The organism is Marinitenerispora sediminis (assembly GCF_003336425.1).
In the GTDB taxonomy this organism is placed as follows: Bacteria; Actinomycetota; Actinomycetes; order Streptosporangiales; family Streptosporangiaceae; genus Marinitenerispora; species Marinitenerispora sediminis.
This window is the reverse complement of sequence record NZ_QEIO01000037.1, coordinates 1-23,795: the sequence shown is the minus strand read 5'-3', so window position 1 is coordinate 23,795 and position 23,795 is coordinate 1. Positions and strand designations below refer to the sequence as shown.

At 72.8% G+C, this 23,795-nt stretch carries 22 protein-coding genes and 2 tRNA genes; 19 read left to right on the top strand and 5 right to left on the bottom strand.

The window, feature by feature from the left end:
• The first annotated feature begins 10 nt into the window (after nucleotides 1–10).
• The 5 genes from DEF28_RS09725 (at nucleotide 11) to DEF28_RS09715 (ending at nucleotide 3,195) form a co-directional block, all read left to right on the top strand.
• Complete coding sequence (locus DEF28_RS09725; protein WP_114397742.1) at nucleotides 11–622, top strand: mycothiol-dependent nitroreductase Rv2466c family protein; 612 nt, start codon at nucleotides 11–13, stop codon at nucleotides 620–622.
• A 29-nt stretch (nucleotides 623–651) separates the two neighbouring features.
• The gene (locus DEF28_RS28025) at nucleotides 652–816 is read left to right on the top strand and encodes a hypothetical protein (protein WP_181874287.1); all 165 of its coding nucleotides are present in this window, start codon (nucleotides 652–654) and stop codon (nucleotides 814–816) included.
• 104 nt (nucleotides 817–920) lie between these two features.
• Nucleotides 921–2,351, top strand: a complete 1,431-nt coding sequence (locus tag DEF28_RS09720) for an aldehyde dehydrogenase family protein (protein WP_114397741.1) — start codon at nucleotides 921–923, stop codon at nucleotides 2,349–2,351.
• Nucleotides 2,352–2,454: 103 nt separating this feature from the next.
• Nucleotides 2,455–2,607, top strand: a complete 153-nt coding sequence (locus DEF28_RS28020) for a hypothetical protein (protein ID WP_181874286.1) — start codon at nucleotides 2,455–2,457, stop codon at nucleotides 2,605–2,607.
• 120 nt (nucleotides 2,608–2,727) lie between these two features.
• Nucleotides 2,728–3,195 (top strand): ribose-5-phosphate isomerase, encoded by a 468-nt coding sequence (locus DEF28_RS09715; RefSeq protein WP_114397759.1) that lies wholly within the window; start codon nucleotides 2,728–2,730, stop codon nucleotides 3,193–3,195.
• 496 nt (nucleotides 3,196–3,691) lie between these two features.
• Here DEF28_RS09715 and DEF28_RS09710 read toward each other — a convergent pair whose 3' ends face one another.
• Entirely contained in the window at nucleotides 3,692–4,978 is a 1,287-nt protein-coding gene (locus DEF28_RS09710; protein ID WP_114397740.1) for a GNAT family N-acetyltransferase, read from the bottom strand.
• A gap of 390 nt (nucleotides 4,979–5,368) precedes the next feature.
• Here DEF28_RS09710 and DEF28_RS09705 point away from each other — a divergent pair, with 390 nt between their 5' ends.
• The 4 genes from DEF28_RS09705 to DEF28_RS09690 all read left to right on the top strand — a co-directional run bounded on the left by DEF28_RS09705 (nucleotide 5,369) and on the right by DEF28_RS09690 (nucleotide 9,477).
• The gene (locus tag DEF28_RS09705; protein ID WP_114397739.1) at nucleotides 5,369–6,472 is read left to right on the top strand and encodes a PP2C family protein-serine/threonine phosphatase; all 1,104 of its coding nucleotides are present in this window, start codon (nucleotides 5,369–5,371) and stop codon (nucleotides 6,470–6,472) included.
• Nucleotides 6,473–6,862: 390 nt separating this feature from the next.
• Complete coding sequence (gene mgtE / locus DEF28_RS09700) at nucleotides 6,863–8,203, top strand: magnesium transporter (RefSeq protein WP_114397758.1); 1,341 nt, start codon at nucleotides 6,863–6,865, stop codon at nucleotides 8,201–8,203.
• A gap of 105 nt (nucleotides 8,204–8,308) precedes the next feature.
• Nucleotides 8,309–8,539, top strand: coding sequence for an antitoxin (locus tag DEF28_RS09695; protein WP_114397738.1), 231 nt, complete (start codon nucleotides 8,309–8,311; stop codon nucleotides 8,537–8,539).
• A gap of 83 nt (nucleotides 8,540–8,622) precedes the next feature.
• Entirely contained in the window at nucleotides 8,623–9,477 is an 855-nt protein-coding gene (locus DEF28_RS09690) for a M23 family metallopeptidase (RefSeq protein ID WP_181874285.1), read from the top strand.
• 9 nt (nucleotides 9,478–9,486) lie between these two features.
• Here DEF28_RS09690 and DEF28_RS09685 read toward each other — a convergent pair whose 3' ends face one another.
• Nucleotides 9,487–10,305, bottom strand: coding sequence for an ABC transporter ATP-binding protein (locus tag DEF28_RS09685; RefSeq protein WP_114397756.1), 819 nt, complete (start codon nucleotides 10,303–10,305; stop codon nucleotides 9,487–9,489).
• 212 nt (nucleotides 10,306–10,517) lie between these two features.
• On the opposite strand from DEF28_RS09685, the gene DEF28_RS28960 reads away from it, so the two are divergent.
• From DEF28_RS28960 to DEF28_RS09665, 4 genes are all read left to right on the top strand, one after another.
• Nucleotides 10,518–11,408, top strand: a complete 891-nt coding sequence (locus DEF28_RS28960; protein WP_309485808.1) for a (2Fe-2S) ferredoxin domain-containing protein — start codon at nucleotides 10,518–10,520, stop codon at nucleotides 11,406–11,408.
• Nucleotides 11,409–11,824: 416 nt separating this feature from the next.
• A complete protein-coding gene (locus tag DEF28_RS09675) occupies nucleotides 11,825–12,043 on the top strand; it encodes an EF-hand domain-containing protein (protein WP_114397737.1) in 219 nt (72 codons plus the stop codon).
• Between the two features lie 487 nt (nucleotides 12,044–12,530).
• Nucleotides 12,531–13,133: a TetR/AcrR family transcriptional regulator gene (locus tag DEF28_RS09670; RefSeq protein WP_233515204.1), complete on the top strand. Its 603-nt coding sequence runs from the start codon at nucleotides 12,531–12,533 to the stop codon at nucleotides 13,131–13,133.
• A gap of 202 nt (nucleotides 13,134–13,335) precedes the next feature.
• The gene (locus DEF28_RS09665) at nucleotides 13,336–14,952 is read left to right on the top strand and encodes an MDR family MFS transporter (RefSeq protein ID WP_114397736.1); all 1,617 of its coding nucleotides are present in this window, start codon (nucleotides 13,336–13,338) and stop codon (nucleotides 14,950–14,952) included.
• An 88-nt stretch (nucleotides 14,953–15,040) separates the two neighbouring features.
• Here DEF28_RS09665 and DEF28_RS09660 read toward each other — a convergent pair whose 3' ends face one another.
• Nucleotides 15,041–16,939: an ABC transporter ATP-binding protein gene (locus tag DEF28_RS09660; RefSeq protein ID WP_181874289.1), complete on the bottom strand. Its 1,899-nt coding sequence runs from the start codon at nucleotides 16,937–16,939 to the stop codon at nucleotides 15,041–15,043.
• 610 nt (nucleotides 16,940–17,549) lie between these two features.
• Here DEF28_RS09660 and DEF28_RS09655 point away from each other — a divergent pair.
• Complete coding sequence (locus tag DEF28_RS09655; RefSeq protein WP_114397734.1) at nucleotides 17,550–18,770, top strand: IS701 family transposase; 1,221 nt, start codon at nucleotides 17,550–17,552, stop codon at nucleotides 18,768–18,770.
• An 83-nt stretch (nucleotides 18,771–18,853) separates the two neighbouring features.
• On the opposite strand, the gene DEF28_RS09650 is transcribed toward DEF28_RS09655, so the two are convergent.
• Both DEF28_RS09650 and DEF28_RS09645 read right to left on the bottom strand, forming a co-directional pair.
• Entirely contained in the window at nucleotides 18,854–19,357 is a 504-nt protein-coding gene (locus DEF28_RS09650; protein ID WP_114397733.1) for an adenylyltransferase/cytidyltransferase family protein, read from the bottom strand.
• A 331-nt stretch (nucleotides 19,358–19,688) separates the two neighbouring features.
• Nucleotides 19,689–19,762 (bottom strand) — tRNA-Gly (locus tag DEF28_RS09645).
• Nucleotides 19,763–19,871: 109 nt separating this feature from the next.
• On the opposite strand from DEF28_RS09645, the gene DEF28_RS09640 reads away from it, so the two are divergent.
• The 5 genes from DEF28_RS09640 to DEF28_RS09620 form a co-directional block, all read left to right on the top strand.
• Nucleotides 19,872–19,946: transfer RNA gene (locus DEF28_RS09640), tRNA-Pro, on the top strand.
• 236 nt (nucleotides 19,947–20,182) lie between these two features.
• Nucleotides 20,183–21,616, top strand: a complete 1,434-nt coding sequence (gene tig / locus DEF28_RS09635; RefSeq protein WP_114397732.1) for a trigger factor — start codon at nucleotides 20,183–20,185, stop codon at nucleotides 21,614–21,616.
• A 281-nt stretch (nucleotides 21,617–21,897) separates the two neighbouring features.
• The gene (locus tag DEF28_RS09630) at nucleotides 21,898–22,461 is read left to right on the top strand and encodes a ClpP family protease (RefSeq protein ID WP_114397731.1); all 564 of its coding nucleotides are present in this window, start codon (nucleotides 21,898–21,900) and stop codon (nucleotides 22,459–22,461) included.
• A gap of 69 nt (nucleotides 22,462–22,530) precedes the next feature.
• On the top strand, nucleotides 22,531–23,190 hold the full coding sequence (locus tag DEF28_RS09625) for an ATP-dependent Clp protease proteolytic subunit (RefSeq protein ID WP_114397730.1): 660 nt from the start codon (nucleotides 22,531–22,533) through the stop codon (nucleotides 23,188–23,190).
• Between the two features lie 280 nt (nucleotides 23,191–23,470).
• The coding region (locus DEF28_RS09620; protein ID WP_309485807.1) for a ClpX C4-type zinc finger protein at nucleotides 23,471–23,795 on the top strand (325 nt) is incomplete at its 3' end.

Below are 23,795 nucleotides of genomic sequence, written 5' to 3'. Positions count from 1 at the left end.
GAAGACGAGCGTGACTGAACACCGCACACCGGTCGATCTGTGGTTCGACCCCGTCTGCCCGTGGGCGTGGATGACCTCGCGCTGGCTGCTGGAGGTCGAGAAGGTCCGGCCGGTCCAGACCCGCTGGCACGTGATGAGCCTGTCCGTCCTCAACGAGGACAAGGACGTCCCCGAGGAGTACCGGCGGCTGCTCGCCGACGCGTGGGCCCCGGTGCGGGTGTGCGCCGCCGCCGAGCAGCGGCACGGCTCCGAGGTGCTCGGACCGCTGTACACGGCGCTGGGCACCCGGTTCCACAACCGCAAGGAGCCGCGCGGCACCGACACCATCGCCGCGGCGCTCGCCGACGCCGGACTGCCGGCGGAGCTGATCGAGGCGGCCGGGTCCACTGACTACGATGAGGCCGTGCGCGCGTCCCACGCGGACGGGATCGACCGGGTCGGTCAGGAGGTCGGCACCCCGGTGATCTCGGTCGAGGGCGTCTCCTTCTTCGGCCCGGTGGTCAGTCCCGCGCCCAAGGGCGAGGCGGCCGGCCGGCTGTGGGACGGCGTCCTGCTGGTGGCGGGCACCGACGGCTTCTTCGAGCTGAAGCGCAGCCGCACCCGCGACCCCATCTTCGAGTAGCCGAGACACCCCAGTGGAGGGCACGAGCGATGAGCTCCCCTGACGACGAGCGCCCGGTCGAGATGTTCGACGACGACCTGGACATCCTGCCCGACGTCACCGGTGACGAGCGCGGTGCGGGGTGGGGCGAGCGGGCCCCCGACCCCGACGACACCGCCCGCCTGCTGGAGGACCGCCCCCCGCACTGGGCGTGACGGCCGCCGGGGAGCCGCCGACCGCGGCTCCCCGGTGCGCACGTGCCGGGGGGACGGGAGTGACGGAAGGTAGCCCTCCGCCGTAGCGGGGAAGGGGAGCCGGTATGCGATCCCTCTACATCGGCGGAGCGTGGACGAGCTCCGCGGCCCCCGAGACCATCGACGTCGTGAACCCCGCCACCGAGGAGGTCGTCGACCGGGTCCCCGCCGGCGACCCCGCGGACGTCGAGCGCGCCGTGGCCGCCGCCCGCGCGGCCTTCCCCGCCTGGGCCGCGCTCACCCCGGCCGAGCGGCACGGCCACCTCACCCGGGCGTTCACGCTGCTCCGGCAGCGCGCCGACGACGTCGCCCGCACCATCGCCACCGACATGGGCGCGCCGCTGCCCTTCGCGAGCAAGGTGCAGACCGGCCTCCCCCTCACCATGTTCCGCACCTTCCTCGACCTGGTGGCCGGCGAGGTGGGCGGGCGCTTCTTCCAGGGGGAGCGGGTCGGCACCTCCCTGGTCGTGCGCGAGCCCTACGGGGTGGTCGGCGCCATCACCCCCTGGAACTACCCGCTGCACCAGATCGTGCTGAAGGCCGTCCCGGCGCTGGCAGCCGGCAACACCGTGGTCCTCAAACCCAGCGAGGTGGCGCCGCTGGCCGCCTACGCCCTCACCGAGATCCTGCACGACGCCGGCCTGCCGCCGGGTGTCCTCAACCTGGTGTCCGGGAGCGGTCCGGTGGTCGGCGAGGCCCTCGCCGCGCACCCCGGCGTCGACATGGTCTCCTTCACCGGCTCCGGCCGGGCCGGCCGGCGGGTGTCCGAACTCGCCGCGGCCACCGTCAAGAAGGTGGCGCTGGAGCTCGGCGGCAAGTCGCCCAACGTCATCCTGCCCGGCGCCGACCTCGCCCGCGCGGTCGAGTCCGGCGTCGCCGGCGTCATGCGCAACAGCGGGCAGAGCTGCAACGCGCTGACCCGCATGCTGGTGCACCGCGACTCCTACGACGCCGCCGTGGAGCTCGCGGCCGGGTTCGCCGCCCGCCACCGCCCCGGCGACCCGTTCGCCGAGGGCGTCCGGATGGGGCCGGTGGTGTCCCGGGTCCAGCGGGACCGGGTGCGCGGCTACATCGAACTGGGCGTCTCCGAAGGCGCGCGGCTCGTGGCCGGCGGTGCGGAGCCGCCCGAGGACCTGCCGACGGGCTACTACGTGCGGCCCACGGTGTTCGCCGGGGTGCGCAACGACATGCGCATCGCCCAGGAGGAGATCTTCGGGCCGGTCCTCACGATGATCAGCTACTCCTCCGAGGAGGACGCCGTGCGGATCGCCAACGACACCGTCTACGGGCTGGCCGCCGCGGTGTGGGCCCCCGACGACGAGCGGGCCCTCACCGTCGCCCGTCGGCTGCGCGCCGGCCAGGTCCAGGTCAACGGCGGCGCCTTCAACCCGCTCGCGCCGTTCGGGGGGTACAAGCAGTCGGGAGTCGGCCGGGAGTGGGGCGTGGCGGGGCTGGAGGAGTTCTGTGAGACGAAGGCCATCCAGCTCCCGGCGTAGCCGGTGGCCTGCGGGCGCATACCGTGGGGTCGGGGCCGCGTGCCCGCTGACCTGTGCCACAATGCCGAGCGACAACGTTCGGTGACGCTAGTCGAGGTGTGAGTTGAGCAAGCCGTTGGAGTCCAAGGCCGGACCCCTGAGTGCGGACATCAAGGCCATGGTGCTGGCGAACGCCATCGCGGTGCTCTCGATGGTCGTCTTCGGCGTGGTGGGACTGGCCATCGCCACGGTCGCGACCGGGATCCCCTGGGGATAGCGCCGCCCGGCCCGGATGCCCGGCGAGTGCCGGAGCGGCCGCGCCGGCCGTCGGGGATCCGGCGGCCGCGCCGCCGGGCCCCGGGCCACGGCCACCCGGCTGACCTGCCAGACTGGGGCCGTGCGTGTTTATCTTGGATCCGACCATGCAGGCTTCGAGCTCAAGGAGCACCTCGTCTCCTGGCTGAAGGAGCGGGGCCACGACGTGGTGGACGCCGGCCCGGCCCACTACGACCCCGCCGACGACTACCCGCCGTTCGTGATGCGCGCGGCCGAGGGGGTCGCCCGCGACGAGGGGGCGCTGGGGATCGTGATCGGCGGTTCCGGCAACGGCGAGCAGATCGCCGCGAACAAGGTCAGCGGCGTGCGGGCCGCGCTGGTGTGGAGCGTCGAGACCGCCGAGCTCGCCCGCCAGCACAACGACGCCAACGTCGTCAGCGTCGGGGCGCGGCTGCACTCCCGCGAGGACGCGACCCGGTTCGTCGAGACCTTCCTTGGCACTCCGTACAGCGGCGAGGCGCGGCACACCCGGCGCATCGAGATGATGAGCCGCTACGAGGCGACCGGGGAGCTGCCGCCGCTGCCGTGACACACGGCCGGCCGGACCCCGTCCCGCGCGGCTGTTACCGCCGGCGGCGCCGGCGCCGCCGACCGCCGCCCGGCGCGGGCGGCACGGCGAGTCCGTCGGGAACAGCCTCCCGTGGCGTGAACGGGGAGTTGGTCTCCCGCGGCGTTGCCGGAGGGTCTGACCCGGCCGCTGTCCGCCGGGACTCGGCGGGCGACGCCGCGGTGCCGCTGCGCTGCCGTCGAGATGGCGCGGACCGCCCTCGCCCGTCGTCGCCCGCGACCGGGTCGGACCCCGCGTGCCCGGGGGGATCACCCGCCGGGGAGGACGGCGGATCGGGGCGGGGCCGCGAGACGTCGCGCGCCCGCATCGCCGCGGAGAGGCTGATGTGCGTGCGTGCCACCGGAGATCGGCCCGACCCTTCCCTCGCTCGTCCGTTCACGTTCTGCCGCGACGTTAGTACGGGGCCGGGCCGCTGAGAACCCCCTGACAGGGAAGGACGGCCTGGCCCGCCGGCGGCTCAGAAGATGACGCCGCAGTGCGGGTGCAGCGGCCAGGACAGCGCGGCGTCGAGTTCGGCCACCGCGTGGTCGCGGATCTCGGTGACCCGGCCGGCCGCCGCGAGCGCGCCCAGCCGAATGCCGCCCAGGTAGGCCGCGCCCAGGTCGGCCACGTCCAGCCGCAGGTCGGGCTCGCGCTCGGTGCGCTCGCAGGCCGCGCCCCGCGGGTCGGCGGACAGCCGCCAGCGTCCGGCGTTCCATGGGCACGCCGTGTCGGTCACCTCCACGACCACGTCGACCGGCGCGGAGTAGGCGCGTTGCTCCAAGGCGCGCGGCAGGTCGACCAGCCGGATCCAGAGCGCGTCGCTGACGACCGTCCGGGCGCGGTAGTAGTCGGCCAGCAGGTGGTACAGCGGGTCGTCCGGCGGTCGGAGGTCGGCGGTGACCGTGGCGACCAGATCGCGCTGCAGCACGTGCTCCCACAGCATCGCGTAGGCGGCGGGCGCGGTGGCGTACAGCTCCTTCACCTGCAGCTCGCCGGCGGCCACACCGTAATCGTCCCACCCCGGCCGGACCCGGTACAGGGCGTAGCCGAGCGGTCCCGCGCCGTCCTCTACCAGCACGCACGTGTGGGCGCCGAAGCCGCCCCGGGTCTCCTCGGGGTCGGTCAGGATACGCCGCCACCACCGCTCGTCGCGGGCGAATGTGCCCGGGCGCTGCCGCATGGTGGCCTCGTGCACGACGGCCAGTTCCTTGGCGGCGTCCTCGGGGGTGGTCAGCCGCAGCCGGAGCGCGGGGTCGCGCGGTGCGTCAGCGCGCAGGGCGCCCTCGCCGCGGCCGATCCGGATCGACACGCCGCTGGACGCCGCCCCGTATCCGAACCGGCCGTAGATGCCGCCCTCGCTGGCGAAGAGGGCCGCGACCGCCTCGCCGCCGTGCTCCCGCAAGTCGGCGAGCTGGCGGCGCATCAGCGCGCTCAGCACGCCGCGCCGGCGATGCGTGGGCAGCACGCCCACCCCGCTCACTCCGGCCACCGGCCGCGGACCGCCCGGAACGGTCATCGAGAAGCGGAACGTGAGGGTCGTCCCGACGATCCGGGCGCCGTCGAAGGCGGCCAGCGTACGGTCGGGCTCGATGAGCGGGCGCCAGACCTCGGGAGGCGGCCCGGGCGTGGCCGACATGAGCATGGCCTCAATGCCGACCTGCCGGAAGTCGTGGAGTTCGTCGGGGACGATCGGGCGGATGGTCCAGGGTTCCTGGCCGCCGGAAGACCGGGTGGCAGGGTGGCCGCCGTGTGCGGTTGACATGTTCCGTCCCTACCAAGGGCGGGCGGGCGCACGCCACCGGTTTTTCCGGCGGGCCGGGCGGCACGCGTGCCGGGCGGGTACGGGCCGCCGACGCCGGCCGCTCCGGCGGGGGTCGCGGAACGGCGCGGAACGGCCGGGCGTATTGTGAATGACCCTAACCGGGGATTCATGATCGACCCGCCACGTGATTTCCCGCCGAATCGGGGGTAAACCGCGCGGGACGCCTGACGTCCGCGCGGTTCTCGGCTCATACTTAACCATGAGAAGTTCTGCGGAGTTTTCGGTGCGCACGCTGGGTGGATATCGGATGGTCGCATACGGGACACCCGCGGCCGGACGCCGGCTGCGCGGAATGCCGGGGTGGGGTTCGCTCGCTGCAGTGCGGCAGCGATGAGGTCCTCGCCCGCTCCCAAACTCGTCCGCCGCGTGCGCTCCCTCGCGCAGCGGGCCGTCGCGGCGCTGCGGCGCAAGGTGCTCTTCCGGTACCGCCTGGTGCTCATCACCCTGGTGGTGCTCGCGGTCGGCATCGGCATCGGCGCCGTGTGGGGGCCCACGGGCTGGTTCCCGCCCAGCGCCGTGATCCTCACCGTGCTCGCCGGCGGGCTGCTGCTCAAGCGCAAGAGCCTCGCCTTCCTGCTGGCCGTGGTCGCCGCGGTGCTGCTGTTCACCGCGTTCGCCCTCGACTTCGGACAGGTCGGCCCCGGCCTGCTCGTCACCATCGGCGTGACCGCCGTGCTCGCCTACCTGCTCTCGGGCGTGCGCGAACGCCTCGGCGTGCAGGGGCTCAGCGGCGAGAAGATGCTGCTGGAGCTCCGGGACCGGCTGCGCGCGCAGGGCCGGCTGCCGGACCTGCCGGACGGTTGGGGCTCCAAGGCGGTCCTCCAGCAGGCCGGCGGATCGTCCTTCGGCGGGGACTTCGTGGTGTCCATACGCCGCGGCGACCAGCTCGACCTCGCGGTCGTGGACGTCTCCGGCAAGGGGGTCGACGCGGGCACCCGCGCGCTCCTGCTCTCCGGCGCGTTCGGCGGCCTCATCAGCGCCGTGCCGAGCGGCGACTTCCTCGCCCACTGCAACGACTACCTGATGCGCACGGCGGTGGGGGAGGGGTTCGTCACGGCCGTGCACCTCAGCATCGACCTCGTCAGCGGCGACTACCTCATCGCCTCGGCGGGCCACCCGCCGGCGGTGCAGTTCGACAGCGGCGCCGGCACGTGGACCACGACCGACGCCAAGGGCGTCGTCCTCGGTGTCATCCCCGAGATGAGCTACACCCCGGTGAAGGGGCGGCTGCGCCCCGGGGACGCCATCATGCTCTACACCGACGGCCTGATCGAGACACCGGGCGAGGATCTCGACGCCGGCGTCGACCGCCTCCTCGGGGTCGCCGACCACCTTGTCACCAAGGGCTTCCGCGAGGGCGCCCACGAGGTCGTCGACACCCTGAGCAGGGACAAGAACGACGACTGCGCGCTCGTGGTGATCTGGCGCTCCTGACGCCGCTCCGCCCGCCGCGTGTGAACACCGTGTTACGGCTGGGGGACCGTGGGCGGTCCACCCGCGCCCGCGGCCTGTCGGGGTGCCGCCCGGCCCCCGAGGTGCCGGTAAGGTCGGGGTGTTCCCCGGGCAGACGAGCGGCACCGCGCCCTGCGATGCGCCTCGCCTGTGCGGTCCGCGCGGGCGCCGGCAGTGGCCGGAACCGCGGATTCGACACTCCGACTCGCCGCCGTGCTCGTTCCAGCCGGGTGTCGGCCCGCACCTGATCACCTCCCACCCCGGCGGCTCGCGGCCGTCCCTCGGCCGCGGGCGGGCCCGCGCGTGCCCCGGGGCTGCGTTGACGGATCCGCCGCCGACCGGCGGCGCACGGGTGACGAGGGGGTGCTCAGCATGGCTGACGACGAGCGGGTCGAACTGATCGATCTGGTCCAGGCGAACGATCTGACCGGTATCCGACTGTGGCTGGCCGAGCATCCGCCCTACGAGATCGCCGACGAGCTCGCCCGCATGGACAGCCACCTCGCCATCGTCCCGTTCCGGCTGCTGGACAAGGACCGCGAACTGGAGGTCTTCGAGGAGCTGGACCCCCAGCAGCAGCAGGAGATCCTGGTCGGGCTGCGCGACTCCGCCTTCCGCGAGCTGATCGAGCAGATGGACCCGGACGACCGCGCGCGGCTGATCGGCGAGGCCCCCGCCAAGATCGCCACCCGCGCGCTGGCCGGCCTCAGCCCCGCGGAGCGCCGGATGACCGCGGCGCTGCTCGGCTACCCCGAGGGCGCGGTCGGCCGATACATGACGCCCGAGACCGTCATCCTGCACCGGGACCTGCTGGTCGGCCGGGCGCTGGAGGTGGTCCGCGCGAAGGGCGCCGAGGCCGAGACCGTCTACACGCTGCCGGTCGTTGACGACGGCCGGCGGCTGGCGGGCACGGTCCAGCTCAGCGACCTCGTGGTGAACAGCGCGGACACGCCCCTCAAGGACGTGGTGGACGTCTTCGCCCCCCGGGTGCGCGCGACGGAGCCGGCCGAGGACGCCGCGCGGCTCATGCAGGAGGCCAACCTCGTGGCGCTCCCGGTCGTCGACTCCGAGGACCGGTTCGTCGGCCTGCTCACCTTCGACGACGCGCTGGAGCTGATCGAGGCCGCCGACTCCGAGGACATCGCGCGGCAGTCCGGCGCGAGCCCGGTCACCGGGCACTACGCGGCCGTGGGGGTGCTGCGCCTGGCGCGGGCCCGGTCGGTCTGGCTGCTGCTGCTCATCGTGACCTCGACACTCACGGTCAACGTCATGCAGGGGTTCGAGGGCGTCCTGAAGGAGGTGACGGCGCTCGCGCTGTTCGTGCCGATGCTGACCGGGACCGGCGGCAACGTCGGATCCCAGTCGGCGACGGCGATCGTGCGCGCGCTGGCGGTCGGCGAGGTGCGGATCCGCGACCTGCCCCGGGTCGCCTGGAAGGAGTCCCGCGTCGGCCTGCTGCTCGGCCTGCTGCTGGCCTCCATCGCGCTGCTCATCGGGTCGTTCCTGGTGGGCGGCCGCATCGCGGTGGCGGTGGCGCTCTCGGTGACGGCGGTGTGCACCTGGGCCGCCATCATCGGCAGCAGCATGCCGCTGCTGGCCCGGCGCGCCGGGGTCGACCCGGCCGTGGTGTCGGCGCCGCTGGTCTCCACGCTGGTCGACGCGACCGGCCTGCTCATCTACTTCTCCATCGCGCGCGCCGTCCTCGGGATCTAGCCCCGGTCCGGGGCCGGCCGCGCCCGGACCGCGTCAACCCGGGGTGAGTGGGTATGGCCACCCGCGACAGCCGGTGATGTCCGACACGACAGGGGGACCACGATCATGGCAGGACTCGGCGAGGCGTTCGAGAAGCTGAAGAAGGCGGCCGGTGAGAACCGGGAGAAGGTCGCGGAGGGGATCCACCGGGCCGCGGAGGCCGCCAAGGAGAAGACGGGCGGCAAGTACGACAAGCACATCGACAAGGCCAGCGGCGCGGCCCGGGACTACCTGGACCGCGAGGCCGAGAGGCCGGAGCAGGACCGCCGCGACGACGACCCCGGCACCGGCCGGTAGCACGCGCGCGCCCGCCCGAGCGGGCGCGCGGGGCCGACAGCGGAGCGTGCCGGAGCGGCACCGCGGTCCGGAAGGATGAGCGCATGCCGCCGTCCCCGGAGACCGCCAGCGTCTCGACCGCCTCCACCGCCGCGACCCTTCCGATCCTGCTCGCACGGCTGCGGATCCCGCTCATGTGGGCCGGCACCGCCGTGCTGGTGCTCGGCGGCCACGCGGGCCTGTCCTGGTGGGGCCGCCTCCCGCTCTTCGCCGTGGCGCTGCTCGTCTACCTGCGGCTGGGCCGGGTGGACCGCGAACCCCGCACCGTGCTGCCTCCGGTGCGCGGCCGGTGGATGGCGGTGAGCAGCCCCGCCGACCAGGTGCCGAGCCAGGGGACGCACGCCTACGGGCAGACCTACGCCGTCGCGCTCGTGGCCGAGCCCGCAGACGGCACCCGGCCGGACATCGGCTGGCGGCCCCTCACCCGGCCGCCCGAGGACTTCCCGGGGTTCGGCGCCCCCGTGCACGCCCCCGCCGACGGGACCGTCCTGCGCGTGCACGACCGGCAGCGCGACCACCGCAGCCGCAACTCCTGGCCGTGGCTGCTCGGCATGGTGGCCGAGACCGCCGTGCGGGAGCTGCGCGGACCCGCCGGGCTGCTCGGCAACCACGTGGTCCTCGACATCGGCGGCGGATGCTACGCCCTCCTCGGGCACCTGCGCCGGGGATCGGTCACCGTGGCGGCGGGCGACCGGGTCACCGCCGGGCAGCAGATCGCCCGCTGCGGGAACTCCGGCGCCTGCACCGAGCCGCAGGTGCGCTTCCAGCTCATGGAGCACCGGTGGCCGCTGGTCGCCGCCGGGGTGCCGTTCCGCTGGGCAGCGCCCGCGCCCGCCTCCACGGACGCGGGTGGTGCCGGCACGGCTCCACCCGAGACGTGGCGCCCGTTCACCGTCTGAGGTCCGCTCTCACCCCGCCAGGGCGGCGCCGGCCGCCGAGCGGATCGCGGCCGGCGGCATGGGGGCGGTCCGCGCCGTCCAGCGGCCGGCCCGGCGCTCGATGCCGATCGGGTGGTCGAAGCAGGCGCTGACGGCCTCCGTCGTCAGCACGGCGTCGGCCGGCCCGGACGCGACCACCCGGCCGCGGCGCAGCAGCAGCGCGTGCGTGGTGCTGGCCGGCAGGTCCTCCAGATGGTGCGTGACGAGCACGCTGGCGAGCCCGGGGTGGTCCCGGCGCAGCTGGTCGACGCTCGCGAGCAGCTGCTCCCGGGCGGCGACGTCCAGGCCGGTCGCCGGCTCGTCGAGGAGCAGCAGCCGCGGCGCGGGCATCAGGGCGCGGGCGATGAGGAGCCGGCCGCGCTCGCCCTGCGACATCGTGGTCCAGTCGCTCTCCCACAGGCGCTCGATCCCGAGCGATCCCATCAGGCGGCGGGCCCGCTCCTCCTCGTCGGGGGTGGGCCGCCAGCGGGGAAGCGGCTGCACGGTGCCCGTGAGGCCGGTCAGCACGACCTGCCGGCCGGTCAGCGCCGAGGTCAGGGGGTGCCGGGGATCGACGTGCCCGATGTGCCGGCGCAGTTCGCGGACGTCCACCCGGCCCAGCCGGTGACCGAGGACGTGCACCTCGCCGCGGGTCGGGTGCCGGTGTGCGCCGAGCAGCCCCAGCAGTGTGCTCTTGCCCGCGCCGTTGGGGCCGAGCAGCGCCCAGTGCTCGCCGGGGCGCACCGCCAGCTCCACCCCGTCGAGCAGGACACTTCCCCCGCGAACGAGGTCGACCCCGCGCACCGCCATGATCGGATGCTCCGCGTTCACCGCGTACCCCTCCGGCCCGCCCCCGCGGGCTCTCGTCGACATGATCCCGCCACGTTACCGCCGACCGCGGGTCGCGCCGCCCTCGGCTCCAGCGGCGAGCGGCCACCCGGGAACCGGCCGGGGTGAGCTGCGCGGATACCGTGATGGGGGACGTGGGCGAGCGCCGGAACGTGGGGGAGGTGCGCGTGGCCGTGACACCGTCTGGGCAGCCGGCTCGGCTCGTGGTGTGCCGCGGCTGCTGCTGCGGGACGAGGAAGAAGCGGCCGGGGGTCGACCACCGCGGCCAGCTGCGGCGGTTGAGCGCGCTGCGCGATCCCGCCGACCGGCCGGTTCCGGTGCGGGTGAGCAAGTGCCTCGGCATCTGCTTCCAGGCCAACGTCGTCGTGGTGCAGCCGTCCGCGGCCGGCCGCGCCGCCGGAGTGCGGCCGGTGTGGCTGGGCGAGCTCACCGAGGAGCGGCTGATCGACGACCTGGACGCCTGGATCGCGGCGGGCGGCCCGGGCGTGGCCGAGATCCCCGCCTCCCTCGCACCGCACGTGACGAGCAAGGACGCGAAGAGGCCCAAGCAGCCCAAGAAGCAGAAGAACGCGAAGAAGCCCAAGAAGGCAAAGAAGCAGAAGAAGGCCGAGAAGCTGGGGAAGCGCGGGAAGGCCGGGGAGCGCGAGCGGCTCCGGGAGGCGGCGCGGGCCAGGACGGACGTGTGCGCCGCGGCGGGCGCACCGGAGGGGGACTCCGGCCGGTCGCAGGACGTGGGACGGCTGGAGCGGCTGCGGAAGCCGCAGGCGGCAGAAGAGCCGAAGAAGGCAAAGAAGGCGAAGCGCGGGAAAAAGGCCGCGAGGGCTGAGAAGGCTGGGTCGGCGGAGTCGGCCGGGAAGGCCGAGAAGCCAGCGGAACCGCCGAAGTCGAGCACGTCGAGGAAGCCGGGGAAACGGAAGAAGTCCGGCGCACTCCACCGGGCGCCGGAACCGGCCGGTCCGCAGCCAAAGGACAAGGCCGCGAAACGCGCGAAGAAGAAGCGGGCGAAGAAGCAGGCGAAGAAGGCGGGGAAGCGCGGCCGGGCCCGCGCGGAGGCGAGGGCCTAGCTCGTTGGCGGGGGCCGGTGTGCTGGTCAGCGGCCGTCAGCGGCCGGCTGGCCGGCGCGGGTCAGGAGGTCGCGCCCGACCGCGGCGTCCAGCGCCGGGGCCCGACCAGGCGCGCGCGGCTCCGCGGACCGGATCCCCGGTGCCGGGGCGGTCCGCGTGGGGGCGGGGCCGGGACACCGTGGTCCGGACGGCTGACGAGCGGGTTCAGGGGCGGTCGTCCGGCATGGACCACCGGCGCCCCGGGCCACGGGGCGCACCCGGGCAGCCGGACCCCGCCGACGGTCCAGCCGTGGACCGGCGCGGCACCGGAGGACTCCGGCCGGTGCGGCCCCGCGCGACCTGTACCGCCGCGCCGTCCCCGCTGTAGGGTACGGGCCGACAGCGATCATCCGGCCGATTCGGGGAAGCACGGCACAGTGGCAGACAACAGCGCGTACGCGCAGACCTTCGACCTGGTGGACACCGACGACGACGGCCGCATCTCGGCGGAGGAGCTGAGGGACCTCATGGAGCGCCTCGGCGAGCCGGTGACCGAGGAGCGTGCGGCCGAGGCCGTCCGCGCCCTCGACTCCAGCGGTGACGGGCTCATCTCCCTGGACGAGTTCGCGCGGTTCATGAGCGAGCGGACCGCCTGAGAATCCCCGCCTCCCACCGCGCCGGGCCGAGGACGGGGTGACCGGCACCGCGCGCCGCAGACCTCGGAGGGCGGCCGGCAGGGCACGTACGTGCCCCGCCGGCCGCCCTCCGCATGCGCCGGGGCGAAAACCGGTTGACCCCGCCCCGCGCCGCCCGGCATCCTCGACCGCGCTTCGCTCTCCGCTTCCCGCGTGCCGTCGCGCCGTGATCCGGGCGGAGCCCGCCGTGCGCTCGACCGCCCCGCCAGCCACCAGGGGGCGCCCGCGGTCGGCGGGGTGAATCTCCGCCACGCTGGTCCGGCGCGCGGGCGCCGGCCGCGGGCGTGCCGGGAGGTGTGAGCGGAACCACGCACCCGGGTCGGATTCGACCGCGCCGAGGCGGAATGCGGTGGAGTGCCGCGCTGTTGATCTCCCACGGACGGGGAAGACTGCGGAGTGTGCATCTTTTCGTTTGGTGAAAACTTGCGCACTATGCAAGAATGGCGGGGTGGGTGACGTGAATGCGACGGGGCTGCGGGAGCGCAAGAAGCAGGCCACGCGGCGGGATCTGCGGCGTGCGGCACTGCGGCTGGCGGCCGAGCGCGGGCTGGAGAACGTGACCGTCGAGGAGATCGCGGCCGCCGCCAACGTCTCCCCGCGGACCTTCTTCAACTACTTTTCCGCCAAGGAGGAGGCCGTCCTGGACTTCGCGGTGCCCGGCCCCACACCGGAGGCGCGCGCGGTGTTCCTCGACGGCGGACCCGCCGGCGAGCTGGTCGAGGACCTGCGGGTCTACCTCGCCTCCTCCCTCCCCGAGGACGACGCGCTGCCCTTCGCCGAGGAGATCCGCTGGCGCAAGTCCCTCCTCGAACACGAGCCGCACCTGGCGAAGCGGTTCATGTCGGCGTTCCACGCCACCGAGGCGGAGTTGGCCGAGGACATCGCCGCCCGGATCGGCGACGAGCCCGACAACGTCCGGCCGCAGCTTATCGCCGCGCTCGCCACCGCGGCCCTCCGGTTCGCGATGCGGCGCTGGGTGCGCTCCGAGGGGCGCGACGACCTCCGTGTACTGCTGACCGACACCTTCGAGGCCCTGGAACAGGGGCTCTGACCCGACCTTCCCCACCGGGACGGCCGCCGGGACCTGAACACCGCCCGCGCCCAGCCCGCGCTGGCGGCCGCCCACCACCCGGGCGCGTCCGGCAGCGACCCCGCACCATCCCCGCGTCCACCCCCGGACCCCGGGCGCCCGCGCCGGCGTCGGGTGTCCGGTATGCACTGCTGACCATACTCACCGGGAAAGCGAGTCCCGCATGACCACCACGACCCGCGCGGAACAACCCTTACCGGACTCCGCACCAACGCCCGAGTCGGACGGTCCCGGCAAGAGGCAGATCGCCTGGATCTTCGTCGGCGTGATGCTCACCATGCTGCTGGCCGCCCTCGACCAGACCATCGTCTCCACCGCGCTGCCGACCATCGTCGGCGAACTCAACGGCCTCGAACACCTCTCCTGGGTGGTCACGGCCTACATGCTCGCCTCCACCATCGGCATGCCGATCTACGGCAAGGCCGGCGACCTGTTCGGCCGCAAGGGCGTGTTCCAGTTCGCCATCGTGGTCTTCCTGCTGGGGTCGGTGCTGTGCGGCATCGCCCAGGACATGACCCAGCTCATCATCTTCCGCGCCATCCAGGGCATCGGCGGCGGCGGACTGATGATCGGCGCGCAGGCGATCATCGCCGAGGTCGTCTCGGCCCGCGAGCGCGGCAAGTACATGGGCTTCATGGGTGGGGTCTTCGGGCTCGCCTCGGTCGGCGGCCCCCTGCTCGGCGGACTGTTCACCGACCAGCTCGACTGGCGCTGGATCTTCTACATCAACCTGCCGCTGGGGGCGGCCGCCCTGGTCGTCACCGCCGTCGTGCTCAAGCTCCCCCGGCGCTCGGGCCCCCGGCCCAAGCTCGACTACCTGGGCACCGTGCTGCTCGCGGCGGCCAGCGCCGGCATCGTCCTGGTGACCAGCTGGGGCGGCGGCGAGTACGAGTGGGGCGACCCGGTCATCCTGGCGCTGATCGCGGGCGTCGTCGTGGCGGCCGTGCTGTTCGTGGTCGCCGAGCGGTTCGCCTCCGAGCCGATCATCCCGCTGCGGCTGTTCCGGGACCGGGACTTCGTGCTGACCGCCCTCATCGGGATCACCGTGGGCGTGGGCATGTTCTCCACGGTCTCCTACCTGCCGACCTTCTTCCAGATGGTCAACGGGGCCTCCGCCACCGAGTCGGGCCTGATGGCGCTGCCGATGGTCGCGGGCATGCTCTCGGCCACCATCAGCACCGGGCGGATCATCTCCGCCACCGGCCGCTACAAGGTGTGGCCGATCGCCGGAACCGGCATCATGATGGTCGGCCTGCTGCTGCTGTCCCGCATGGACGCCGACAGCAGCTATCTGTACAACGCCTTCGGGATGCTCGTCTTCGGCGCCGGCGTCGGCATGGTCATGCAGAACCTGGTGCTGATCGTGCAGAACACCGCCCCCAAGCGCGACCTGGGGACGGCGACCTCGGCGAACAACTACTTCCGGCAGATCGGCGCCTCCTTCGGCATCTCGATCTTCGGAACGCTGTTCGTCACCCGGCTGAACGACCAGATGGCCGACGCGCCCGCCCAGCTGGCCGGGCTGCGGCTGCAGGGCGGCGAGGCCGGGCTCAGCTCGCTGACCCCGGAGATGCTGCGGGCGCTGCCGAGCGAGGCGCGCGACTTCATCGTGCACGCCTTCGCCGGGGCGCTGCCGCCGATCTTCCTGTTCGCGCTGCCGGTGGCGTTCATCGGGTTCGTCCTGAGCTTCTTCCTCGTGGAGAAGCCGCTGTCCACCGCCGTCGGGGACGCGCCGGAGCGGCCGGCGGAGGAGCGGGACCCCGTCGCGGCCGAGGCGTAGGCCGCGCGGTCCGGGCCGGGGTAGCCGGCGGGTGACGACGGGGGCGGGTGTGCACGGCACACCCGCCCCCGTCCGTCCCGCGGGCCCCTCAGCCCGCGCCCCCGGAGCCCGTCGTGCTGCGCCGCTCCCGCTCCTGGGCCGCGAACTGGGTCCGGTACAGCGCCGTGTACAGCCCGCCGTAGGCCAGCAGCTCCTCGTGCGTCCCGCGCTCCAGGATCCGGCCGTCCTCCAGGACGAGGATCTGGTCGGCCTCCCGCACTGTGGCCAGCCGGTGCGCGATCACCAGCGACGTGCGCCCAGCGAGCGCGGTGCGCAGCGCCTCCTGCACCGCCGCCTCCGACTCCGAGTCCAGGTGCGCGGTGGCCTCGTCCAGCACCACCACGGCGGGCGCCTTCAGCAGCAGCCGGGCGATGGCCAGGCGCTGCTTCTCGCCGCCGGAGAGCCGGTAACCGCGGTCGCCCACCATCGTGTCCAGCCCGTCGGGCAGCGCGTCCAGCAGGCCGCCCAGCTGGGCGGCGCGCATGGCATCGGCCAGCTCCGCGTCCGTGGCGTCCGGCCGGGCGTAGCGCAGGTTCGCGGCCACCGTGTCATGGAACAGCTGGGTGTCCTGGGTGACCACGCCGACGGCGTCCCGGAGCGACCCTCCCCGCACGTCGGGCAGGTCCACCCCGCCGATCCGGACGGTTCCCGACGTGGGATCGTACAGCCGCGAGACCAGGTGCGTCAGCGTGGTCTTGCCCGCGCCCGAAGGGCCGACGAGCGCGACGAGCTGGCCGGGCCGCGCCGACAGGCTCACCTCGCTGAGCACCTGCGTGTCGTCCAGGGACTCGGTGTGCGGGGTCAGCTCCAGCGACGCCAGCGACGACTCCGCGGCCGAGGGGTAGCGGAACGAGACCTGGTCGAACTCCACCGACAGCGGGCCGTCCGGGAGGTCCCGCGCGTCCGGCCGCTCCTCGATCATCGGCCGGAGGTCGAGGATCTCGAAGACCCGGTCGAAGCTGACCAGCGCGGTCATGACCTGCACCTGCACGTTGGACAGCGCGGTGATCGGGCCGTACAGCCGGACCAGCAGGGTGGTCAGCGCCACCAGCGTGCCCAGCTCGAACGCCCCGGCCACCACCAGGTTGCCGCCCGCACCGTAGACCACGGCGGTGGCCAGGGAGGCGATCAGCCCGATCATCGTGAACAGCAGCCCGCCGATCAGGCTCTGGGTGACGCCGATGTCGCGTACCTTCCCCGCGCGGTCCGCGAATCCGGCCACCTCCTCCTCGGGCCGGCCGTACAGCTTGACCAGCATGGCGCCGCCGACGTTGAACCGCTCGGTCATGAGCGAGCTCATCTCGGCGTTGAGCTGCATCCCCTCGCGCGAGACCCGGGCGAGCCGGCGCCCGATGAGCTTGGCCGGCACCAGGAACAGCGGCACCAGCAGCAGCGCCACGAGGGTGATCTGCCAGGAGAGCACCAGCATGGTCGCCAGGACCGCCGCGGTGCTGATCACGTTGGAGACCACGGACTGCAGCACGGAGGTGATCGCCTGCTGCGCCCCCACCACGTCGGTGTTGAGCCGGCTGATCAGCGACCCGGTCTGCGTGCGGGTGAAGAACGCCAGCGGCATGCGCTGCACATGGGCGAACACCTGGGTGCGCAGCAGGTAGATGACGCCCTCGCCGATGCGGGCCGACAGCCACCGCCCGGTCAGCGACAGCGCCGCGTCCACCACGGCTAGGCCGGCCACCGCGACCGCCAGGACGGTCACCAGCTGCCGGTCCCCGTGCGCGATGCCGTCGTCGATGACGGCCCGCAGCAGCAGCGGGTTGGCCACGATGATCGCGGCGTCCACCGACGTCACCGCCAGGAATACCGCGATGGCCCGCCAGTGCGGCCATGCGTAGCCGACGACCCGCCGGACGGTCCCGGGGGTCAGACTCGCCCCCTTGGCCGAGCCGTCGTTCACGAGGGACCGGAAGGAGGGCGGCCCACCCATCATCATCGCCATTGCCTGACCCCGATTCGCGCGGTGGCGCGCGACCGCGCGCCAGATACCTCAACACGCGCGCCGGGACCGACCTTCCCGCACACCGGCCCCGCGACCTGCGCGCTACGGTTGGTGATTCGGTCGTCGCGCTGCGTCATATCCATCTCGAAATGGAAATGCCGAGCGATGTGGAAAGCGAAATTGTCGGCAATTCTCGCGCGGCGTTCGAGGTCACCCCGGACCCAGTCCACAGTCGGCCATTTCCCCGTGTTGCCAACGATCTCCGGTCGGCGAAGGATGATCCCGGGGAAGTCAGCGATTCCGGCGGCGGGGGACGGCCGCGGTGGAACCGCCCGCCGGACGCGCGGGCGGAGGTACAGGGGAAACGTCGCGCGACGGGGGTTCGACGCACCGCAATTCCGCACACCGCGCCGCGTCGGCGGGAAATGGCGCCCGCCGTCGGCGGACGCCCTTCCACTCCGTGTTTCCCGCTGTCCGGGCGCCGGGAATTCCGTGATTTCCCCACGACGAAGGTGATCCCCGCCGTGGTCGCGCTGCGGCGCCGAATGCCCGGAGCGCGGACCGTACGGGGGCGGGCCGCAAATGAAGAAGGGGTTGCCGGGTGGTCGACGAACTCACCGAACTGTGCCAGGACCTGCTGTCCTCCCTGCCGCGTCGCGACCAGCGCCGCTGGGGACTGGCCTACATCCACGGACTCGTCAGCTGCCGGGGGCGCAAGTCCATCCAGAACATGGCCGCACTGGTCGAGGAGCGCGGCGCCGACCAGAGCCTCCAGCAGTTCGTCAACCAGAGCCCGTGGGACTGGAGACCCGTCCGCGGCCGGCTCGCCGAGCGGGCGGTCGCGGCCCTGCGCCCCCGGGCGTGGGTGGTCAACGAGGTGGTCTTCCCCAAGACCGGACGGCACTCGGTCGGGGTGGAGTACCAGTTCGCCGGATCGCTGGGCCGGGCGGTCAACTGCCAGCTCGGCCTCGCGCTGTCCGCCGCGGGCGCCGGGGGCGGCGCCCTGCCGCTGAACTGGCGGCTGCAGCTCCCGAGGGCCTGGGACGGCGACGCCGACCGGCGCCGCAGGACCTACCTCCCCGACGAGGAGCGGCACCGCCCCCTCTGGGCGCTCGTCCTGGAGCTCGTCGACGAGGCCGTGCGGGAGTGGCGGCTGCCCGCCGCGCCGGTGGTGGCCGACCTGCGGCACTGCGGCGACGCCGAGCGGCTCGCCGCGGCCCTGCACGAGCGGGGGGTCGGCTACCTGCTGCGGGTCAACAGCGCCTTCACCGCGCGGTTCGGCCACGGCTCCTCCCCGGCCCGGCGCAGCGTCCCGGTGCCGGCCGCGCTGCGGGCGGCACACCGCCTGCCCGAGGCCCAGCGGGTGTCCGCCCTCGCCGACGCCCTGGCGACCCGCTCGCGCGGCCCGGTGGCCGGGCTGGAGGGGCGGGCCGCCGGCGGGCGCTCGTCGCACCTGCTCACCGTGCCGATCTCCCCGCAGACCGCCCGGGGGCCGCTGCCGCGCCGACCGGCTCCGCCGCGGTCGGTCCCCGCGCGGCTGCTGCTGCGCTGGCCGGCCGGCCAGCCGCAGCCGGAGTCGTTCTGGGTGACGAACCTGCACCGGCGCCTGCCGCAGGAGCTCGTCGAGCTCTGGCTGACGCACGCGGTGGCCGACCGGCAGCTGGGTCGTATGCGCGAGCGGTTCGGGCTGACCGACTTCGAGGGGCGCTCGTACCGCGGCTGGCACCACCACGTCACGCTGGCGTCGGTGGCCGCGGCCTCGCGCGTCCTCGGGCGGCCGGGCGTCGGTGAGCTGGTCCGGGAGCGCGTGCTGGCCGACTGAGCCCCGCGCGGCGGGCCCCGGCGCACGCCCGCGGGGCCCGCCCCCGCGACTCGCTCCCGGCACCGCACCGGCCGGGCGGCCGGTCAGAGTGAGCGGGACATGTACCCCAGCGTCGCGGTGGTGGAGCGGCCCTTCGTGAGCGGGAGCTCCCATACCTCGGCACCGAGGGCGTGCGCCCCGCGCCGCTTGGCCGCGGCGTAGGGGTCGCCCGCCGTGTAGCCGAGCGCGGCCGGGCGCAGCGGGCGGAGCAGGTCGGCGTAGCGCTGCCAGTCGGTGATCTCCGGAGGGCCGGACACGATGAAGACGCCGTCCACGCAGCCCAGCGCGGCGAGCATCTCGGCGCGCTCGGCCGCCCGGTTGACCGGCCGGCCCGGCCCCTTCCAGTCCCGGACGCGGTCGTCGTCCTCGACCCCCACCAGCAGCGGGCGGCCGTGCTCGCGCAGCGCGGTCAGGAAGCGGACGTGCCCGACGTGCAGCACGTCGAAGACACCGGTCACGACGACCGGCGCCTCGGCGGACTCCGGCTCGGCGAACCAGGAGAGCGCGAGCGAGTGCTCCGGGGCGTCCGTCGGATCGGAACTCGTCATCATCCACCAATCAGCCCGGCACTGGTGCGGCCGCGACGTCCGCGGCGCGATGGTCGCGGCCCCGGTCGGAACGGGCGAACGGTGCCCGGTCTCTCAACATACCCGGCACCGCCCGGGCCGCCGGCGCTCCCGCCGGCGGCCACCCCGGGCAGCCCCAGGAAGCGCAGAGAAGACACCGCCGACCCCAGCGAGGACGACAACGATTCGATCATCGGAGAGGTCCCCACCCGAGCATCGGGCACGTAGCGGGCACACAGCGCCTCGACGCGGGTCCCTGTGACGAAGGGCCAGGTAGCCGGAACTCTCCGGTTGACCTGGCCCTTCGGCGTCATGGAGCGGGCGACGGGAATCGAACCCGCACGACCAGCTTGGAAGGCTGGGGTTCTACCATTGAACTACGCCCGCATGGCGTCGGCTGCCTTGAGTTTCCTCTAGACTCGTTGCGCCGACGGGGACCAGAGTACAGTCTCCGGAGCGTGGCTCGCACACGAAGGGGCGCACCGCGCGCGGTTCACGGGGAGTAGCGCAGCTTGGTTAGCGCGCATGCTTTGGGAGCATGAGGCCGCGGGTTCGAATCCCGCCTCCCCGACGAAACGCTCCACGGTCCCGGGGAGGCTCCTCCGGTGGCCGTGAGGGCGCGTGTGTCTGCCCTAGACTTGGCGTGATTAGCAAGGATCCGAGAATCACGTCAGAGATCTAGTCTCTCGTGTCTTGTGACGTCCCGCAGTCGGTGCCCGCCGGCCGTCGCGTCCGCGGCGTGGCCGTGTGCCGTGCCCTGTGCCGGGTCGTACCGGAAAACAGCCGGAAATCTAGGAGTACCGCCCCGTGAAGACCGATGTCGAGGAGCTCAGCCCGACCCGGGTCAAGCTGACCATCGAGGTTCCGTTCGAGGAACTCGACCACGCCTTCGACGTGACATACAAGTCGCTCGCCAAGCAGGTCCGGATCAAGGGTTTCCGCCCGGGGAAGGCGCCGGCTCGGCTGATCGACCGCTACGTCGGCCGCGGTGCGGTCATCAGTGAAGCGGTGAACCACGCGGTCCCGGAGCTCTACAACGAGGCCGTCCAGAAGGAGGACGTCTTCGCCCTCGGGCAGCCGGAGGTCGAGATCACCCGGCTGGAGGACGGTGAGCAGCTCGCCTTCACCGCCGAGGTCGACGTCCGGCCGAAGTTCGAGGTCACCGGCTACGAGGGCCTCGAAGTCACGGTCGACGACGCCGAGGTGAGCGACGAGCAGGTCGACGACCAGGTCGGCAACCTGCGGGAGCGCTTCGCCACCCTGACCGGGGCCGAGCGCCCCGCGCAGACCGGCGACCACGTCTCGATCGACCTGTCCGCCGCCATCGACGGTGAGAAGCTGGACGACGTGCAGGCCAGCGGCATCTCCTACGAGATCGGCACCAACCAGATGCTGGAGGGCCTCGACGCGGCCCTGGAGGGGCTGTCGGCCGGCGAGTCGGCGACCTTCTCCACCAAGCTGGTCGGTGGCGAGTACGAGGGCCGCGAGGCTGACGTGACCGTCACCGTGCACAGCGTCAAGGTGAAGGAGCTCCCGGAGCTGGACGACGAGTTCGCCCAGATGGCGAGCGAGTTCGACACCATCGAGGAGCTGCGCGCCGACGTCCGCGCCCGTCTGGAGCAGGTCCGCCGCCTCCAGCAGCTCTCCCAGGCCCGCGACCGCGCGCTGGAGAAGCTGGTCGACTCCGTGGACATCCCGCTGCCGGAGAGCGTGGTCCAGGAGGAGGTCAACCGCCGGCGCGAGTCGCTGGAGCAGCAGCTGAGCCAGAGCGGTCTCACCAAGGAGGCCTACCTGGAGTCGCGCGAGCAGACCGAGGAGGAGTTCGAGGAGGAGCTGACCCAGGGCGCCACCTCCGCCGTCAAGGCCGGGTTCGTGCTGGACCAGCTCGCCATCCAGGAGGAGCTGGCCGCGGACAACTCCGAGCTGACCGAGTACGTGGTGAACCAGGCGCAGCGCATGGGCGTCTCGCCGGACCAGCTGGCCCAGCACCTGGTGGAGTCCAACCAGATCCGCGTCGCCTACACCGAGGTCGTGCGCGGCAAGGCCATGGACCTGATCGCCAGCAAGGCCAAGGTCACCGACGAGTCGGGCAACGAGGTCAAGCCGGAGACCGCCGAGCAGGCCGAGCCGGCGGAGGAGGCTCCGGCGGCCGAGGCCGCGGAGCCCGCCGAGGAGGCGGCGGCGGAGTCCGCCGAGACCACCGAGGCCGGCGGCGGCGAGCAGCCCGAGGCGAAGTCCTAGCCGAGCGGCCGCCGCCCACCGTCACGGAGAGCCCCGCCGCGCGACAACCGTCGCGCGGCGGGGCTCTCCCGTTCGCTGGCTGCGGAAACCGCAGGTTGCGCCCGGTGGCACCTGCGCTCAAAGCGAACAGGGGCTCGATCCGTGCGAGCGAGTCCGGGAAGCGCGTTAGTGTCGCAAGCGTCGCAACCGTTTCGATTCCGGAGCAGGTGACGAGAGTGCCGCCGACCTTCTACGAGTCCATGCGAATCGATGCCCGTACGGCCGAGTCGCCTCTTCCCCCGATGTTCGATCAGACGACGCAGCGTCTGCTGCGCGAGCGCATCGTCTTCCTCGGCCAGCAGGTCGACGACGACATCGCCAACCGCATCGTGGGCGAACTACTGCTGCTCTCCGCCGAGGACCGCCAGCGGGACATCACGCTGTACATCAACTCGCCCGGCGGTTCGGTGACCGCGGGCATGGCGATCTACGACATCATGCAGTACATCCCCAACGACGTCCGCACCGTGGGCATGGGCCTGGCCGCCTCCATGGGCCAGCTGCTGCTCTGCGCGGGCACCCCCGGCAAGCGCTACGCGCTGCCGCACACCCGCGTCATGATGCACCAGCCCTCCGGCGGGATCGGCGGTACCGCCTCCGACATCCGCATCCTGGCCGACCAGCTGCTGTACGTGAAGAAGATGTTCCTGGACCGGGTCGCCCTGCACACCGGCCAGACGCTGGAGCAGATCGACAAGGACGCCGACCGGGACCGGTGGTTCACGGCCGCCGAGGCCAAGGAGTACGGCTTCATCGACGAGGTTCTGGCCGACACCCTGGACGTCACGTCCGGAGGCGCCAACTAGCTCACGACCCCGCCGGGTGACCCCGACGAACCGCCCCGTCTGGACATGCGCAGCGTGGAAGGCCAGAACATGACCGCATACAACCTCAACCCCGACCCCTACGGTGTGGCTCCCCGGAGCCCGCAGAGCCGTTACATCATCCCCTCCTTCGTCGAGCGCACGACGTACGGCGTCAAGGAGATGAACCCGTACAACAAGCTCTTCGAGGAGCGGATCATCTTCGTCGGGGTGCAGATCGACGACACCTCGGCGAACGACATCATCGCGCAGCTGATGACGCTGGAGCACATCGACTCCGACCGCGACATCCAGATGTACATCAACTCGCCCGGCGGGTCGTTCACCTCGCTCATGGCCATCTACGACACGATGCAGTTCGTCCGCCCGGACATCCAGACGGTCTGCGTCGGCCAGGCGGCCTCGGCCGCCGCGGTGCTGCTGGCCGCCGGCACCCCCGGCAAGCGGGCCTGCCTGCCCAACTCGCGGATCCTGATCCACCAGCCCGCGACCGAGGGCAGCTACGGCCAGGCCAGCGACATCGAGATCCAGGCCAACGAGATCATGCGGATCCGCAAGCAGCTGGAGACCGCGCTGGCCCGGCACACCGGGCGCACCGAGGAGGAGGTGTCCCGGGACATCGAGCGGGACAAGATCCTCACCGCGCACGAGGCCAAGGAGTACGGGATCGTCGACGACGTGATGCCGTACCGCAAGGCGTCGGCCAAGTAGGGTCGGAACACGGGCACCGAGTGACGAAGCGGGCCGGCCCACGCACACGCCGACGGCGGCGTGCGGTGAAGCCGGCCCACTTCTTCGCTTAGGCTCGACAGGACGACGCACAGCTCACCCTGTTAATCCTTCGGCGTGGAGCGCTTATCCTGAAAAGCGGTAGCCTGCTCGCGACAAGGGCTCGCCACCGCCTACGGGAGGGGTGTCCGCCAGACGGGCGCCACGGCACCACGCGACGTGGCCCGGTGACGGGGTGGCCTACGTTTTAAGGAGTAGCTGGGTGGCACGCATCGGCGACGGCGGAGACCTGCTGAAGTGCTCGTTCTGCGGCAAGAGTCAGAAGCAGGTGAAGAAGCTCATTGCCGGCCCGGGCGTCTACATCTGCGACGAATGTATCGACCTCTGTAACGAGATCATCGAAGAGGAACTCGCGGACGCCACCGAGCTCAAATGGGACAGCCTTCCCAAGCCCCGCGAAATCTACGAATTCCTCGACTCCTATGTGATCGGTCAGGAGCAGGCGAAGAAGGCGTTGTCGGTCGCGGTCTACAACCATTACAAGCGGGTGCGGTCGGAGAGTGATCGTCCGCGTGATGAGGATGTGG

What these genes read in the sequence shown, in the direction of transcription:
- DEF28_RS09695 (WP_114397738.1), top strand. Translation starts at nt 8,309, where the DNA reads ATGGCAGGACTCGGCGAGGCGTTCGAGAAGCTGAAGAAGGCGGCCGGT.
- DEF28_RS09705 (WP_114397739.1), top strand. Translation starts at nt 5,369, where the DNA reads ATGAGGTCCTCGCCCGCTCCCAAACTCGTCCGCCGCGTGCGCTCCCTC.
- DEF28_RS09690 (WP_181874285.1), top strand. Translation starts at nt 8,623, where the DNA reads ATGCCGCCGTCCCCGGAGACCGCCAGCGTCTCGACCGCCTCCACCGCC.
- DEF28_RS28025 (WP_181874287.1), top strand. Translation starts at nt 652, where the DNA reads ATGAGCTCCCCTGACGACGAGCGCCCGGTCGAGATGTTCGACGACGAC.
- DEF28_RS09720 (WP_114397741.1), top strand. Translation starts at nt 921, where the DNA reads ATGCGATCCCTCTACATCGGCGGAGCGTGGACGAGCTCCGCGGCCCCC.
- DEF28_RS09650 (WP_114397733.1), bottom strand. Translation starts at nt 19,357, where the DNA reads ATGACGAGTTCCGATCCGACGGACGCCCCGGAGCACTCGCTCGCGCTC.
- DEF28_RS09685 (WP_114397756.1), bottom strand. Translation starts at nt 10,305, where the DNA reads ATGGCGGTGCGCGGGGTCGACCTCGTTCGCGGGGGAAGTGTCCTGCTC.
- mgtE (WP_114397758.1), top strand. Translation starts at nt 6,863, where the DNA reads ATGGCTGACGACGAGCGGGTCGAACTGATCGATCTGGTCCAGGCGAAC.
- DEF28_RS09710 (WP_114397740.1), bottom strand. Translation starts at nt 4,978, where the DNA reads ATGTCAACCGCACACGGCGGCCACCCTGCCACCCGGTCTTCCGGCGGC.
- DEF28_RS09660 (WP_181874289.1), bottom strand. Translation starts at nt 16,939, where the DNA reads ATGATGGGTGGGCCGCCCTCCTTCCGGTCCCTCGTGAACGACGGCTCG.
- DEF28_RS09665 (WP_114397736.1), top strand. Translation starts at nt 13,336, where the DNA reads ATGACCACCACGACCCGCGCGGAACAACCCTTACCGGACTCCGCACCA.
- DEF28_RS09630 (WP_114397731.1), top strand. Translation starts at nt 21,898, where the DNA reads ATGTTCGATCAGACGACGCAGCGTCTGCTGCGCGAGCGCATCGTCTTC.
- DEF28_RS09625 (WP_114397730.1), top strand. Translation starts at nt 22,531, where the DNA reads ATGACCGCATACAACCTCAACCCCGACCCCTACGGTGTGGCTCCCCGG.